The 15,029-nt window shown below is 67.9% G+C and carries 13 protein-coding genes; 6 read left to right on the top strand and 7 right to left on the bottom strand.

What is annotated here, in order from left to right; translation table 11 throughout:
- Nucleotides 1-85: 85 nt before the first annotated feature.
- From KHB019_RS11025 to KHB019_RS11015, 3 genes are read left to right on the top strand one after another with little or no spacing between them, the layout of a single operon-like run.
- Nucleotides 86-673 (top strand): hypothetical protein, encoded by a 588-nt coding sequence (locus KHB019_RS11025; protein ID WP_325471127.1) that lies wholly within the window; start codon nucleotides 86-88, stop codon nucleotides 671-673.
- A gap of 14 nt (nucleotides 674-687) precedes the next feature.
- The gene (locus tag KHB019_RS11020) at nucleotides 688-900 is read left to right on the top strand and encodes a hypothetical protein (protein WP_337458968.1); all 213 of its coding nucleotides are present in this window, start codon (nucleotides 688-690) and stop codon (nucleotides 898-900) included.
- 47 nt (nucleotides 901-947) lie between these two features.
- The gene (locus KHB019_RS11015) at nucleotides 948-1,649 is read left to right on the top strand and encodes a Pr6Pr family membrane protein (RefSeq protein ID WP_230102560.1); all 702 of its coding nucleotides are present in this window, start codon (nucleotides 948-950) and stop codon (nucleotides 1,647-1,649) included.
- On the opposite strand, the gene KHB019_RS11010 is transcribed toward KHB019_RS11015, so the two are convergent.
- From KHB019_RS11010 to KHB019_RS10990, 5 genes are all read right to left on the bottom strand, one after another.
- The gene (locus tag KHB019_RS11010) at nucleotides 1,609-2,985 is read right to left on the bottom strand and encodes a flavin monoamine oxidase family protein (RefSeq protein WP_337458999.1); all 1,377 of its coding nucleotides are present in this window, start codon (nucleotides 2,983-2,985) and stop codon (nucleotides 1,609-1,611) included. The genes KHB019_RS11015 and KHB019_RS11010 overlap by 41 nt on opposite strands.
- Before the next feature lie 169 nt (nucleotides 2,986-3,154).
- Nucleotides 3,155-4,786 (bottom strand): fucose isomerase, encoded by a 1,632-nt coding sequence (locus KHB019_RS11005; protein ID WP_337458967.1) that lies wholly within the window; start codon nucleotides 4,784-4,786, stop codon nucleotides 3,155-3,157.
- A complete protein-coding gene (locus KHB019_RS11000; protein WP_337458966.1) occupies nucleotides 4,783-7,404 on the bottom strand; it encodes a GH116 family glycosyl-hydrolase in 2,622 nt (873 codons plus the stop codon). The genes KHB019_RS11005 and KHB019_RS11000 overlap by 4 nt, the downstream gene beginning before the upstream one ends.
- Nucleotides 7,401-8,900, bottom strand: coding sequence for an FGGY-family carbohydrate kinase (locus KHB019_RS10995; protein ID WP_337458965.1), 1,500 nt, complete (start codon nucleotides 8,898-8,900; stop codon nucleotides 7,401-7,403). The genes KHB019_RS11000 and KHB019_RS10995 overlap by 4 nt, the downstream gene beginning before the upstream one ends.
- A 191-nt stretch (nucleotides 8,901-9,091) precedes the next feature.
- Nucleotides 9,092-10,072, bottom strand: a complete 981-nt coding sequence (locus KHB019_RS10990; protein ID WP_337458964.1) for a LacI family DNA-binding transcriptional regulator — start codon at nucleotides 10,070-10,072, stop codon at nucleotides 9,092-9,094.
- Between the two features lie 100 nt (nucleotides 10,073-10,172).
- Between KHB019_RS10990 and KHB019_RS10985 the strand changes: the two genes are divergently transcribed.
- The 3 genes from KHB019_RS10985 to KHB019_RS10975 are packed head-to-tail and all read left to right on the top strand — an operon-like array spanning nucleotide 10,173 to nucleotide 13,112.
- Complete coding sequence (locus tag KHB019_RS10985; RefSeq protein WP_337458963.1) at nucleotides 10,173-11,306, top strand: glycoside hydrolase family 172 protein; 1,134 nt, start codon at nucleotides 10,173-10,175, stop codon at nucleotides 11,304-11,306.
- A 2-nt stretch (nucleotides 11,307-11,308) separates the two neighbouring features.
- Complete coding sequence (locus KHB019_RS10980) at nucleotides 11,309-12,055, top strand: SDR family NAD(P)-dependent oxidoreductase (protein ID WP_337458962.1); 747 nt, start codon at nucleotides 11,309-11,311, stop codon at nucleotides 12,053-12,055.
- 28 nt (nucleotides 12,056-12,083) lie between these two features.
- Nucleotides 12,084-13,112, top strand: a complete 1,029-nt coding sequence (locus KHB019_RS10975; protein ID WP_337458961.1) for a lactonase family protein — start codon at nucleotides 12,084-12,086, stop codon at nucleotides 13,110-13,112.
- Between the two features lie 37 nt (nucleotides 13,113-13,149).
- Here KHB019_RS10975 and KHB019_RS10970 read toward each other — a convergent pair whose 3' ends face one another.
- Nucleotides 13,150-14,043, bottom strand: coding sequence for a carbohydrate ABC transporter permease (locus tag KHB019_RS10970; RefSeq protein WP_337458960.1), 894 nt, complete (start codon nucleotides 14,041-14,043; stop codon nucleotides 13,150-13,152).
- Between the two features lies 1 nt (nucleotide 14,044).
- Complete coding sequence (locus tag KHB019_RS10965) at nucleotides 14,045-14,971, bottom strand: carbohydrate ABC transporter permease (RefSeq protein WP_337458959.1); 927 nt, start codon at nucleotides 14,969-14,971, stop codon at nucleotides 14,045-14,047.
- Nucleotides 14,972-15,029: the final 58 nt, after the last annotated feature.

Below are 15,029 nucleotides of genomic sequence, written 5' to 3'. Positions count from 1 at the left end.
GAGCGACCTCCACGCGCCGGGCTCCCTCGCCGTGGCAGCACCCGGCGCTGAGCCGCCTCCGAGGAGCATCCTCTACCGTGTGATCATGCGCATCACCAGCTCCGCAGACCCGCAGCTCTGGATCCCTGTCACCGACTCGTTCGGCTGGAAGGGACGCCGGCATCGCAAAGCGGCGATCAGGATGCTGATGGGCCAGGCTCTGCAGCGAGGGCAGAACCCGCTCCCCCGAGCGGCGGGCGCCGGCGCGTGGATCGTCAGCCAGTTCGCCCCGGCGATGATGAAGCGTGCGGACGGCCGCGTGCTGGTGTGGACGTGGAAGGCCGACCCCGAGCTCGTCGTCGCGATGGCGAACACACAGGAACTGACCAACGACGTGCGCCGCGCTCGCGCGATGATGCCGATCGAGTACGACGACACCGAGACGTTCACCACGGTGCTCGGCGCCGGCGAGAAGCTCGTGATGTCCTTCCCCTCGCAGCCCGCTCAGCCGCCGTTCGCGACGTACACGTGGGACACCGGCTCACACCTGATCACGCTCACGGCGGTCGGGGGCGACCGAGAGCGGTTCGGCACCCTGATTCCCGCGCTCGACGACCTGGCCCGAAGCATCCGCATCGCCGACGACCTCACCGGCGGCGAATCGCCGGACGTGCTCCGCCTGCCGCCCGCCTGATCGGTCTGAAATCGATGCTGCAGCGCTACGGTCCATCGACCCACGTGCGCCGCACTCCGCACCCGACCGATCGCCGCGCGGTGCTCGTCGAGCTCACGGACTCCGCTCGCGAGACCATGGCGACAATGCAGCGCGAGCACGTCGAGCTCAACGAGACCCTGCTCTCGGCGATCACGCCGGACGACCGCCGGTGGCGCCGTTCGCACGCGCTCAGGCCCACTCCGTAGACTCGCCGGATGACGTTCCCGCGCGTCGGAGAGGAGCCCACGAGACGGTGAGGTCACGGATCACGTTCGGCGTGCTTCGCCTGGCCACGGCCGCCATCTGTCTGATCGCGCTCGTTCATCGCCTGTTCTGGGGGCTCAGCTCGCAGACGATCGCCGGGAACAACTTCTTCGCGTACCTCACGGTGGAGTCGAACATCGGGCTCGTCGTCGTGCTCGTGTTCGGTGGCATCCTGGCGCTCCGCCGAGCGACCGATCCTCGGTGGTTCAGCGTCGCCCTCGCACTCGTCCTCACCTGGACCATCACCGCCGGGCTCGCGTTCGCTCTGATCGTCTGGCAAGCGGGGCTCCGCGGCATCCGCGTCGATGTGCCGTGGTCGGATCAGGTCCTGCACTTCTGGTTGCCGGCTTTCACGGCGATCGCGTGGACCCTCACCCCCGGTCACCGTTCGGTGCCATGGTGGATCGTGCCCGGCTGCCTGGCGTTCCCTCTCGCATGGGGTGGCGTGACCATGTGGCGCGGCCCGCTGATCGGCTGGTACCCGTACTACTTCCTCGACCCGCGCCAAGTGACCGGATTCGGGGAGTTCGCACTCACGAGCGGCGTCGCACTGGCGATCTTCGCGCTCGTCGCGGCTGTTCTCGCGCTGATCAGCCGGATCAGTCCGGCGAAGGCGGATCGACCGAAGGTCCGCCGCGACCGGAAGAAGGTCAGTCGGTCTCCGGAGGCAGGAACGGCGCCAGCGACGTGAGAGCGGCGACGAGCGCCGCCTGCTCGTCGAGCTCCGCGAACTCCTCGGCCGCCGCACCGCCGACGACGCCGACCAGGATGCCGGCGCCGGTGCTGGGCTGGAGATTGATCCAGGTCCGCACCAGCTGGTCGGCTTCGCCGCCGATGGAGTGCCAGATCGTGGCATCCGTGTCCCAGAACGGCTCGTCGTAGCGCAGCCAGATCATCTCGATGTGGCCCATGCCGAGCGCGTTGATGGCGCCACGATGCGTGAAGGGCAGCGGTGGGGAGAAGTCGATCCGCTCGCTCTGGAGAACACCGAGCGGGACGGTGATGACGACGCGATCGAACGACGTGGACTCGCCGGTGCCGAGCCGCAGACTGACTCCGGCGTCGTCGTAGGCGACTCGGGTCACCGGCGTCGATAGCGTGAGCTGTGCGTTCGACAGCAGCTCTCTGATGTGCGCGTCGAAGTCGCCGACCACCGCCCTGAGCGCGGCTGAGGGCAGCGCAGGCGGGAACCAGGACGACAGGGACTCCGCATCGGCGCCGGCCGTGGTGGTGAGGTAGGCGAGCAGCCCGGCGAGGCTCGGATCTTCGAGGTCGGCGCCCGCGTCGGTGAGAGCCTCGGCGAGGGAGACATCGGTGGGGAGCTTGCCCGCAGCCGTGATCGCCGTGGCGAGCGGGGTCGTGGCGACCGCTTCGATGTCGCCGTCCGGCGCACGCCAGAGAGCGGATGCCAGCTCCACCGTCTCCGGCAGACCGAGCTCCTCGCGGCCGGCCTCCTCGCCTTCGGCGAGCGCAGGAAGCAGCCAGCCTCCGAGCTGGATCGGCGTCGCCCATTCGTCGTCGACGCGCGACGGCGTGCGTCCGCCGACGGTCTCCCTCGCTTCGAGCACGGTGACCTGGAGGTCGGCGTCCCTGAGGCTCGCGGCGACGGCGGCACCGGCCAGGCCGGCACCGATCACGGCGATCCGCTCGCCGGCCAGGGCCGACGCCCGCAGGCGCATCGCGGCGCTCTCGCCGGAGTGGATCGCCCCGCGGATCGTGCCGGGGTTGTCGGCATCCGTCGCCTCGCCCGCGAAGAACACCCGTCCTTCGACGGGCTCCGCAAGCCGCTCGCGCGCATCGCCCTGCACGCCGACCCGCGTGAAGCTCACTGCCCCGCGCGAGTAAGGGTCGCTTCCCCAGGTGCTGCGAACGCTGGATGCTGGGGCCGGAACGGCCGTCGTCGGCAGCGGTGAAGGGGTACCCGTGTTCGTCGCAGTAGGGGTGGGCTTCGGCTCCGGGGTGCACGAAACCAGCAGAACGCCGAGCGCGCCGGCTCCGGCGCCGATCAGCAGCTGGCGACGCGTCATCCTCACCCGCGCCAGACTACCCGCTCTCGCCGAACGCGCGTCCTATGCAGCATCCGCCGCGAGACGAGGCCTGCTGCCGGGGTAGCCCGCGAATGGGCGAGAAACCATTTCCGGCGCGAGAAACCACGTACCTGATGGTTTCTCGCGCCGGAAGTGATGTTTCAGTGCGTCAGACGTTCACGTCGCCGATCAGATTGACCTTGATGCCCATGCCGTCGAACATCGCGGCCTTGGCGATCAGGGCCTTGTCTGCGGTCTCGGCATCCGGAGCGTAGACGAGCTGCGCGTGGTTCGCCTTGTGGCGGGCCATGAACTGGTCGCGCGAGACGCCGTGCAGCACGACGTGCGCGATCGGCCACTCCGGGTTGGTCGCCTCGTGCCGACGAGCGGTCTCCGCCTCCGGCAGCTCGACGACCGACGCGCGGAAGATGTCGGCCTGCAGGATGCCGTCGGCGATGAACACCCGCGACAGCACGATCTCACCGGGCTTGGAGACGCCGTTGATCGTCGCGCCGCCGGCGGGGAAGAACACGTGCCCCTGGCGCCAGCCCTCTGCCTTGTCCCAGCCACCGAGGTGCGAGGCGGGCACGGAGCCCGAGATCTCGTACGCCCAGACGAACTGACCGTCGTAGTCCTCGCCCCAGCGCACGTCGTGCAGCGTGTTGTCCGGCACCAGACCCATGGCGCGCCAGACGCGGTCGGTGACGAGCGCATCAACGGCGACCCCCTCGTCCGCCTCGTTGAAGTGCGGGAACGCGCGACCCTCGTGCAGCACGCGCGAGCCGTCGCGCGAGGTCACCGGAGGACGCTCGGTCGAGTTCAGGATGCCTTCGGCGAGGTCGGATGCCGGGACGAGATCCTTCAGCCCCTGCTGGTACTGGATGCCCACGGCATCCAGACCGAAGTCATCGGCGATGCGGAGCGCCGCGATGTACATCTTCATCTGCCACTGCACCTGCTCGCGGGTGAGCTCGGTGGTGCCGTCCTCGCCGTACTTGAACGTCATGCCGTGATCGATCAGCCAGTCGTAGGCGGCGTCGGCCTCGTCCTCGGTGACGTTCAGCATCTCGGCGTACAGCGCCGACTGCGACAGGCGCTCCTTGTAGATGCCGGTGTGGTTGAGCAGCTCGTCGTCGAAGATCGCGTTGTACATGCCCATGCAGCCCTCGTCGAAGACGCCGATGATGGCCTTCTCGTCGCGCAGCTGGGCGGCAAGAGCCTCGCCGAGCTCCTTCTCGGGGCTGTCCGGCAGGGCGGGGAGTGCGCGGACGTGCGAGTAGTCGTGCGTGATGGTGCCGGTCTCCGTCCACTCCTTCAGCCCCTCGGTGAACCAGTCGTCCGTGAAGTCGACCGACCAGGTCGTCGAGTACGGCTTGTCCATCTTCGTGAGCCCGGCGTTCAAGCCGAGAAGGCCGACGAGGCCCGGCCAGTCGCCGGCGAAGTTCGCGACGGTGAGGATCGGGCCTTCGTGCGTGCGGAGACCCGCGAGCACGTGGTGCGAGTACTGCCAGTTCGCGATCGCGACGATGAGCGGAGCGTCCGCCGGAATGCTCTTGAAGACCTCGAGCCCCATGCGCTGGCTCGAGATGAAGCCGTGTCCGGTCTCGGGGTCGACGTCGAACGCTCGGACGACCGTCCAGCCGAGCCCTTCGAAGACCCTGGTGACACCGGCTTCGAGCGCCTGCTGGGTGGGCCAGCCGCCGATGTTCGCCGACTCGCGGAGGTCACCGGAGGTGATCAGATACGCGGTCTTCGGTGCGGATGCCGGGCGCGACGCCAGGGTGGGAAGGGTGTAGCTCATGATTCCTCCGGTGTTGAGTGGTTGTCTGTGAGCCGCGCGGCGTGTGATTCGCCGGCGCGGAGTCGGATGCCGCGAGCGATGACCGCTCCGCGGAAGTGCAGTTCGTCCAGTTCGAGCTCGCCGCCATCGAGGTGGAGCGTGAGCGTCTCGTCGTCGATCTCGACGCGCCCCCACCCTGCCCCGGCGGTGAACAGCGAACGGAGCCCTTCGACAGGCTCAGGGACCGCAGTGCTCGCCGGCGTGAACGCGAGAGTGCGCGACGGGGCATCCCACTGGGCGCCGCTCGCCGCAATCAGCAGTGCCCACGATGCGAGCGAGCGGGCGTAGTGGTTTCCGCACTCGATCTCGTTCCACGGGTTCCGGTGCGTGCCGTCATAGCGGGCACGCAGGGTGCGCTCGATGAGCAGGGCGTCGTCTGTACGGCCGGCGAAAAGCAGCGATGCGGCGACCTGGTGCTCGATGCCCGTCCACACCTCGTCGGAATACACGAACGGGATCGCCGGGCGCCCCCCACGCGGCCAGGATGCCAGCAGCAATCCGCCCTCGTCGTTCAACGCGTACACACGCTGGGTGCTCTCGTGGCGCGACAGGTCGGTGCGATGATTGTGCTCGACGATCGCCCCCAGCGCGGACTCTACGCGCTCGCGCGGCAGCAGCTCACCGAGCCCGCCGAGGAAGGCGTGGAACTGTCCGAGCAGTTGGTCCGAGAGCACGCCGTTGCCGTACTGGTAGCGGTGCTGGTCGGCGTCGTCGATCACCTGCCGGTAGTACTCGCCGTTCCAGAGGACGGCATCCATCGCCGCGGCCGCACGGGCGGCGTGCGCCGACCACTCACGCGCCCTGTCGGCCTCGCCGAGGTGCTCGGCCATCCTGGCGCCGGCGCGGAGCGCGGCGAGGAAGATGCCGTTCGCGAGCGGCTCCGTTCCGTGGAACTCGATGTCATAGGTGTTGTGCAGCTCGCCGTCGAGCAGCCCGTCGCCATCGCGGTCCCACTCCCGGATCGCATAGTCAAGAGAGCGGGATGCCGCCGGCCACAGTTCGGCGAGGAAAGCGTCGTCGCCACTGAATCGCCACTCGCGGTGCAGCCGGATCAGGGTGCCGAGTTGACCGTCGATGGCGGGGCCCATGAACCAGCTCGGTCCGCCGAAGATGCGGTTGCCGCGGAACTTCTGCGCGCCGTCGGCATCCGTCTCGAGCAGGAACTCGGCTCGACGGGCGCTGCGTTCGAGCGACGGGAAGAGCCATGCCGCCGTCTGGGCGTACGACCAGACGTGCGTGCAGGTGCCCTCGCAGGATCCGCCGTGATCGAACGATCCCTCCCACGCCGCGAAAACGGGTCCGTCGCCGAGCTCGGGATTCGGCGACTCGAGGACGAAGCATGTCGTCGAGCGGAGGGCTGCGACGTTCGCACCGGCGGCGTCGCTGATGACCGGGTCGAGGCTGCCCCCGTAGAGCGCGTCGACGAAAGCGTTCGTCGACGACTCGAGCTCCGGCAGATTGGCGTGCAGGTGCGCCGCCGCCGACCAGGCGTCAGGCCAGAGGGCCGCGTAGTGGTTGCGCACGACGCCACCCCCCGCATCTGAAGGATCAGGGTCGGCGAACACGATGTGCCCGTGCCATCCGCGACGGCGGTTGGGGAAGCTCCACGCGAGCACGAACTCGAAGTCGCGGCTCTCCCCCGGCTCGAGAGCGTGCACGATCCCGAGCGAACCGGTGCGGATGCGCGGCAGCTTCGCCATCATCTGCTCTTCGGTCAGCGCGGAATCCGCACCCTTCGACGGGCTCAGGGATCGGTCGGCATCCAACTCGGCGAACAGCCCGCGTGGGCGATCCTCCAGGGTGAGCCTGGGCTCCGGACCCAGCAGCCCGTCGTCCGTGAGATCGTTCCAGAACAGACGCGCACCGTCGGGCCAGTAACTCGTCACCCACTGCGGCTTCACCGTCGTGGCGGCATCCGTCGTGGTGAGACTCAGTGTGCCGAACCCCGGATCGTCCGCCGGCAGGTCGATGCCGAAGTCGAGGCCCCGCACGTCGCCGTCGTCGCGCCAGCGCACGGTCTGCGTCGCGCGCATGCCCCAGGGTGCGTCCGGTCCTGGCGTCCCGCGACCGGCGGTGTGCGAGACGCTGCCGACGACGGTGACGGCGACAGATGCCGCGCCCGGATTGGTGACCCGGTAGCGGAGCACGGCGGCGGGGATGCCGGATGCATCGGGGTCGAGCGGTACGAGCGGCGTGAACGCACGGAGGGAGACGTCGACGGGAAGGTCGTCGTCGGTGAAGTCGATGTCGACGACGGGGTATTCGCCGTGCAGGGTCGCTCCGGCAAGTCGCGGCAGCCCGGCGAGCTCGTCAAAGGGGTAACCCGCATCGCGATCGTGACGACCTGTGAGGCGCGCTTCGAGCACGCGGGTGACCGCTTCGCCATCCTCGGGCGCCGCGTGGATCGCGAAGAAGGAGTGCGGATTGCGGCGCCCTTTGTCAGGAAGGTTCTCCAGCTCCCAGTCGCGCAGTTCGCCGCGCGCGCCGAGTGAGACGTTGCCCGTGCCGATTCCGCCGAGCGGGAACGCGGTGGCCTGGGAGGTGTGCGGGATGCCGCGAGCGCGACGTTTCGTGCTCATGAAGCGCCGCCCCGTCCGCGCTGGTCGGCCGCCAACTCGTGCACGACGGCCTTCGACCCCTCGTACAGTCGCACGTACCGGTCGAACAGGGTGTCGTAGAAGCCGCGCAGGTCGTCGTTCGGGGTGATCGTCTGTGTGATCGGGTTCCAGTCGGTGATGACGGGCGCTGTTCCGGCGTCGGCGACGGCGGAGGCCGCGAGGAACGCCGCACCGTAGCTCGCCCCGATCGTCGTCTCCGGTACCTCCTGCACGAGCCCGGTGACGTCCGAGACGACCTGCAGCCACAGCTGCCCCTGCGTGCCCCCGCCGACGGCGACGATGCGGCGGATGTCTGCACCCGCAGCGCGCATGGTCTCGACGTTGTGTCGCACGCCGAGCGCCGTGGCCTCGAGCGCTGCCCGATACAGGTCGCCGCGGCTGTGCTCGAGTGTGAGGCCTGCGATGACGCCACGGGCGTCGGGGTCCTGGATCGGCGTCCGCTCCCCCGCGAAGTACGGCAGAACGAGGAGCCCGTTCGCGCCGGGGCCGGAAGTCTCGGCATCCGCCAACAGCGCCGGGTAATCGGATCCGGTGAGCTCCTTCAACCAAGCGGTGAGGGCACCGGATGTCGACAGGCCGCCGGCCAGGTTGCGCGTGCCGGGGAAGGCTCCGGCCGTCGTCCACATCGACGGGGTGCGCAGCGTCTGCTCGCCGGTCGCCACCAGGAACATCGTCGTCCCGTACATCAGCATGAGGTCGCCGACCTCGTGGGCGCCGACGCTCACCGCTTCGGTCCACGCGTCGATCGTGCCGGTGATCACGGGCGTGCCGGCCGGGATGCCGGTGAGCGCTGCGGCCGCGTCGGTCACCGCTCCCGCGATCTCGCCCGCCCAGGTGAGCTGCGGCCGTTCGATCCGGCCGGCGTAGCGATCCCACCACGGCTCATACCAGGTCTCGTTCTCGATGTCGTAGAGCGGCGAGGTCTGGCTGGCCGACTGGTGATCGAGTACGTAGGCGCCGGTGAGATGGCGGGCGAGCCAAGATGCCGGCATGAAGAAGCGCTCGGCCTTGGCGAAGGCATCCGGTTCCTCGTCGGCGACCCAGGCGATCTTCGCGCCGCCGGCCTGCGAGGTGAGGGTCGATCCACCGACACGGGCGATTTCGTCCTCGCCGAGTTCGTCGTTCATGCGGGATATCTGTGCGCCCGAGCGCGTGTCGACGCCGTACAGGATGGCCGGGCGCACCGGCTCGTCATCGGCATCGGCGAGGAGCACGCACGGGCCCATGCCGCTGACGCCGACAGCGACGATCTCGGCATCCGGCGTCGCCGAGATGAGTTCGTGCGCGATGGAGACGAACTCGTCCCACCAGACGCGAGCGTCCATCTCGACCCAACCGGTCTGCGGCCGGTCGACATCGTGAGCGCGAGTGGCGGATGCCGCGATCCGTCCGTCCGCAGACACCAGGACGCCCTTCGTGCTCGACGTACCGACGTCGACACCGAGAGTGCAGCGCATGCGGTCCTCCTTGGTCGCGGTGCTCTGTGCAACTGTACGCGAAATCGATTTCATGCCGCAAGCCGGGACTGACGCGTCGCGGAGGGGTCGCGAAACGTCGCCTGGCCGCGCCCGTGGCGACACGATGCGACCGCTGCCCAGCGGGGCGGGACGAGCGGCGAGAGGACGAGCGGCGACGCGGCCGCGGCAGATCAGCGCGGGATGCTGGCGGACTGCAGTTCGTTGCGCAGTACGACGGTGCGAGACGGCTGCACGTCGCCGCGGATGCGCTCGAGCAGCATGTTGGCCGCCGTGACACCCATGTGACGCGCCGGCAGACGCACCACCGTCACCGCGGCCGGCGAGAGCGTGGTGAACGGCAGCGAGCCGATGACGGCGACGCCGACCGCTGGAGGGGTGAGGCCGTGCTCGGTGAGCACCTGGATCGCGCCGACGCCGATGAGGTTGTTGCCGGCGACGACGGCATCCGGAGGCTCGGGGAGTGCCAGCAGCTCCTCCATGGCTGCGCGTCCGCCGTCGACGCGGAACGTCGAGAACCGCAGCAGATCCGCATCGATCTCGCGTCCGTCCGCGGCGACGGCCTGCTGCCACCCCGCCGCGCGCTCGGCGGCGGTGTCGATGTGCGACGGCCCGCCGATGTAGGCGATCCGCCGGTATCCGGAGCGGATGAGATCCTGCGTCGCCGATGTTCCCGCGGCACGGTTCGCCATGACGACGCCATCGACGTCATAGGCGGTGGTGCGGTCGACGGCGACGATCGGGCGTCCGGTGGCGAGGATCGGGTCGAGGTCGGAGTGCTCGGACGCCGTCGCGATGATGATGCCGGACATGTGCTCGGAGATCGCGATCTGCAGGTACGTCGACTCCTTCTCGACCTGCGCGTCGGTGTTGCACAGCACGACGGAATAGCCGGCCTCGGATGCCACGTCCTCGACGCCGCGCGCCATCTCGGTGAAGTACGGATTCTCGATGTCCGGGATGATGAGGCCGATGACCTCTGAGCTCTGTCGCCGCAGCGTGCGCGCCGCGCGGTTGGGTGTGAAGCTCAGCTGCTTGGCGGCACTGCGCACTGCCGCGACCTTCTCGTCGGAGACGCTGGTGCCGTTGAACACGCGGGAGACGGTCGCCGGAGAGACCCCCGCCAACTCCGCCACGTCGTAGATCGTTGCCATGCGCACCTCACTGAAACTTCCGGTCACCCGGCCGTGATGAAACAGTACCGCGCCGCGGTGCGCTCTGGTCTTCCGATCTGAAATCGATTACATTTGCGGCATGACTTCTGGAATCTCTGATCTCTCATCGATCGCGGCGCTGCGATCCGTGCAGACCCGCTCGATCTCGCCGGAGAACTTCGACGGCTCCGTCGGAGGCGGTGGCCGTGCCACGGAGGGAACCGGCGCCGCCTCCGCACGCGATCTCGGCCCGGGATGGAAGATCTCTCCCAGCGTCGATATCAAGGCGGGCGAGACGTTCGAGCTGGCATCCATCGAGGGTGCAGGCAAGATCACGCACATCTGGATCACCACTCACACCGATAACTGGCGCACCCTGCTGCTGCGCGCCTACTGGGACGGCTCGGACGAGCCCGCCGTCGAGGTGCCGTACGGCGACTTCTTCTGCAACGGCTGGGGGGTGTTCGCGCAGGTCGACTCGCAGGCGATCGCTGCGAACCCGCACGGCGGGTTCAATTCCTACTGGCCGATGCCGTTCCGTGACGGAGCACGGTTGACGATCGAGAACACGTCGGTCGTCGATGTGCGCGTCTACTACCAGGTCACGTACGAGATCGGTGGGGACTACTCGAACGACGCCTACTTCCACGCGCAGTGGCGCCGCTCGAACCCGCTGGAAGAGCTCACCCCTCATGTGATCCTCGAAGGCATCGAGGGCCAGGGACAGTACGTCGGCACCTACATCGCCTGGGGTGTGAACTCCAACGGCTGGTGGGGCGAGGGCGAGATCAAGTTCTACCTCGACGACGACACCGACTACCCGACGATCGCCGGCACCGGCACCGAGGACTACTTCGGCGGCGCGTGGAACTTCGACATCCCCGGTCGCGGGTACACGGAGTTCTCGACGCCGTACCTCGGCATGCCGCAGGTCATCAAGCCGGACGGTCTCTACGTCAGTCAGCAGCGGTTCGGTATGTACCGCTGGCACCTGCTCGACCCGATCCACTTCAGCTCCGGCATCCCGAAGGTCGACATCCAGGCCCTCGGCTGGCGGAGCGGATGGCGCTACCTGCCGCTGCGCGACGACATCGCCTCGACCGCGATCTTCTACCTCGATCGACCGACGGCGCGGCGACCGAAGACGCCCAGCGCCGACGACATGGAGGTGCACTTGGGAACCGCTCCGGTTCCTGACATCGGTGCGACCCCGGCTCGGGCCCCGCAGGACTGACGATGGCGAACGCAGCGTATCCGGATCTGCGAGGCAAACTCGTCGTGGTCACGGGAGGCGGGCGCGGCATAGGTCTCGCGACCGTGCGCCGCTTCCTCGAGCAGGGCTCACGAGTGGTCGTGCTCGATCTCGCGAGCGATGAGCTCGACGCCGAGACGGAGTTCGTCGAGGTGGACGTGACGGATGCCGCGGCCGTGGCATCCACGGCGGACGAGCTGACGGCCCGCCTCGGCGCACCCGATGTCGTGCTGAACGCCGCCGGCATCGTGCGCTCGGCGAGCGCCGAGGACATGTCGGCGGACGATTGGTCGCGCGTGATCGACGTGAATCTGTCCGGCACGTTCCACGTGTGTCAGGCGTTCGGGCGGCACATGCTCTCCGCCGGGCGCGGGGCGATCGTCAACATCGCGTCGATGAGCGGATCGGTGAGCAACTTCCCGCAGAAGCAGGTGAGCTACAACGCTTCCAAGGCCGGGGTCATGCATCTGACGAAGACGCTCGCCGGCGAGTGGGCCGACCGCGGCGTGCGCGTGAACTCGGTCTCACCCGGCTACATCGCCACGGATCTGACGGCCGCGCTTCTCGAGCGGGAGCCCGAGCTCGGCTCCGTGTGGCGTGACCGGACACCCACCGGACGCCTGGGCACGCCGGATGAAGTCGCGTCGATCATCCTCTTCCTCGCCTCCGAGGCGTCGAGTCTGATGACCGGGTCGGACGTCATCGCCGACGGCGGCTACACCGTCTGGTGATCGCACAGGTGCCCCGTACGATCGAGGCATGACCGACTCTGCGCTCGTCCTGGTCGCCAACGCGGGCGACGGCTCCATCAGCACCTTCCGACTCTCCGGCGGACGCCTCGAACGGCTGGCGGTCAACGAGGGAATCACCGGATCCTCGACATTCGCCATCGACGCCGACCGCGACCTCGTCTATGCCGGCGTCAAGGGTGACCCGGCCGGCATCCTGACACTCGCCCTCGACCGCACGAGCGGGCGGCTCGCTCCGCAGTCGCGCCTCGACCTCCCGCGCGGCGGCATGAACTATCTCGCCCTGGCGCACGGCGGCACCGTCTTGCTCGGTGCGTCGTACGGCGGCGGCTACGGCATCAGCTGCACGGTCTCGGACGGCATCGTGAGCGCGCCGGTGTCGACGATCGAGTTCCCGAACCTGCACTCCGTGCTGCCGAGCGCGGACTCGCGCTTCGCCTACTTCGTCTCGCTGCGTGCCGATCTCATCGCCCAGTACGCCCTCGGTCAAGATGCGTTGCTCGCGCCCCTCACACCGGAGACGGTCGCGGCTCCGGCGGGCAGCGGGCCCCGGCATCTCGTGCTGAACGAAGCGCAGGATGCCGTCTACGTGCTCACCGAGTTCTCCGGCGAGGTGGTGCACTACGGCCGCGACGCCCGGACCGGCGAACTCGAACCGCGGGGCGCGACCACCGCCTACGACACCGCCAAGGGCCTCGCACCCAGCGAGTTCGGCGCCGACCCATTGGCGAACCATTTCATCTGGGGCGCCGACCTGCACTTCGGCGCCGGTGGCCGCACCCTGTGGGCGTCGGAACGCACCGAGAGCACACTCGGCGCCGTGGCGGTCGGCGCGGACGGCTCACTGTCGGCCCCGGAACGCTTCACCGTCACCGAGACGCAGCCGCGCGGCTTCGCGCTCAGCCCCGACGGCGCCCACCTCATCGCGGCCGGCGAGAAGTCGACGACCGTGTCGCTGTACGCCGTCCACGGTGATGAGCTCGAGCTCCTGCAGCAGGTCGAGACCGGCCGCGGCGCGAACTGGGTCCGCTTCGTCTGACTGACCTGGCTGACCGCCGCGGTCAGACGAAGCATCGCTACTTGAGCCCGGCCATCTTGATGTTGCCGATGATCTGACGCTGGAAGATGAGGAACAGGATGATCACGGGCGCCGCGGCGAGCACGGAACCCGCCATGAGCAGCCCCAGCTCGGTCGAGCGCTCCGAGCGGAATGTCGCAAGGTACTGCTGCACTACGAAACGCTCCGGGCTGGTGATTGTCAGGATCGGCCACACGTAGGAGTTCCAGTACGCGAGGAACGCGGTGATGCCCATCACGACGAACGGCGGCTTCGACAGCGGCAGGAAGATGCGGATGAAGATCGCGAAGCGCCCGCAGCCGTCCAGCATCGCCGCCTCTTCGAGACTTGCGGGGATGTTCAGGTAGAACTGCCGGATGAAGAACACCGTCGCGGCACTCGCAGCGCCAGGCAGAACCAGCACGGCGAGGGTGTCGAGCATGCTGAGCTTCGTGACGACGATGAAGCTGGTGAGCAGAATCGTCATGGCCGGGATGAACATCGTGGTGATCACGATCGTCCAGATCGTCCTCTTGAATCGGAACTCCAACCGCGCGAACGCGTAGGCGGCCAGCGAGTTGACCGTGAGGCTGAGGAGCGTGAAGAGGACGGCACCCATGAACGTCCACCCCATGGTGAGCGTGAACGTGGGATCCGACAGGATCTGAACGTAGTTCTCCCACTTCCACACCTCTGGGAAGAACTGGAACGGAGTCTGAATGACCTCGGTCTTCGCCTTGAAGCCGGCGATCACCATCCACGCCAGCGGGAAAAGCGCGGCGACGAGGAAGAGCAGACCGGCGATCACCTTGCCGATCAGGACCAGCCACGATCCTGGTGTGCGTGGCAGCGGCTTGCGCTTCGGCTCTTTGCCGGCCAGGACGATGCGGGTCGTCTCCTGCATGATGGCCATCTCAGTCCACCAGCCTTTCCGAGTTGACGAATCTGAAGACCACGGCCGAGACCGTGCCCAGCACCACGAACATCAGGAGCGCTGCGGCGATCGAGTAGCCGACGTTGATGTCGTTGCGGAAGTGATTGAAGATGAACAGGTTCGGCAGCATGGTCGAATCCAGCGGTCCGCCATTGGTCATGACCAGAGGGAGTTCGAACTGCTGGATCGCCGCCACGAACCCCGTGATCAACAGGTAGAGGAGGATGTTCTTCATCTGCGGGAGCGTGATGAAGGCGGTCTTCTGCCACCAGTTCGCGCCTTCCATCGCAGCCGCTTCATAGAATTCCTGCGGAATATCGACCATCGCCGCCACCATGATCAGTGACGTGAGGCCCATGCCCAGCCAGATCGCCGGGACGGCGATCGCGAGCAACGCCCACGCGGGGTCGCCGATCCACGCGATCGGGTCGATGCCGAGGAAGGCGAGGAACCAGTTGAGCAGGCCCCCGGAGTAGTCGTAGATGAGCACGAAGATGATCGACGTGATCACGGCGGAGATGATCGTCGGAATGTAGATGCTGACCTTCAGGATGCCGGCGAATCTCTTGCCGACACTGACGACCAGACTGGCGAAGAGGAACGCCAGGATCAGCATGGGCGGGACCGTCAGCGCCACGAAGCCGAACCCTCGACCGACCGATGCCCAGAACAGCGGGTCGGACATCACATCGGTGAAGTTCTTCCAGCCGACGAACTCCGGGTCCTTGTAGAAGCTCCAGTTCTGGAACGACAGGTAGCCCGCGTAGACCGCTGGCCAGATCACGAAGATCCCCAGCAGCACCACCACCGGCACCAGGAACCAATAGGCGATCTTGTCGTCGCGGAATCGGTGCCGATTCTGCCGTTGCCGGGCCATCCGGCGCTCTTGCACAGCTTGACTGGCCATGTCCACCTCGTCGTTCGGGTGCGTCACTGTTCGGGGGCCGGGATCATCCCGGCCCCCG

This window comes from Microbacterium sp. KHB019 (assembly GCF_037285405.1).
Taxonomy (GTDB): domain Bacteria; phylum Actinomycetota; class Actinomycetes; order Actinomycetales; family Microbacteriaceae; genus Microbacterium.
Note: the sequence above shows the minus strand (reverse complement) of the source record. Positions and strands in the feature narration are given on the sequence as shown.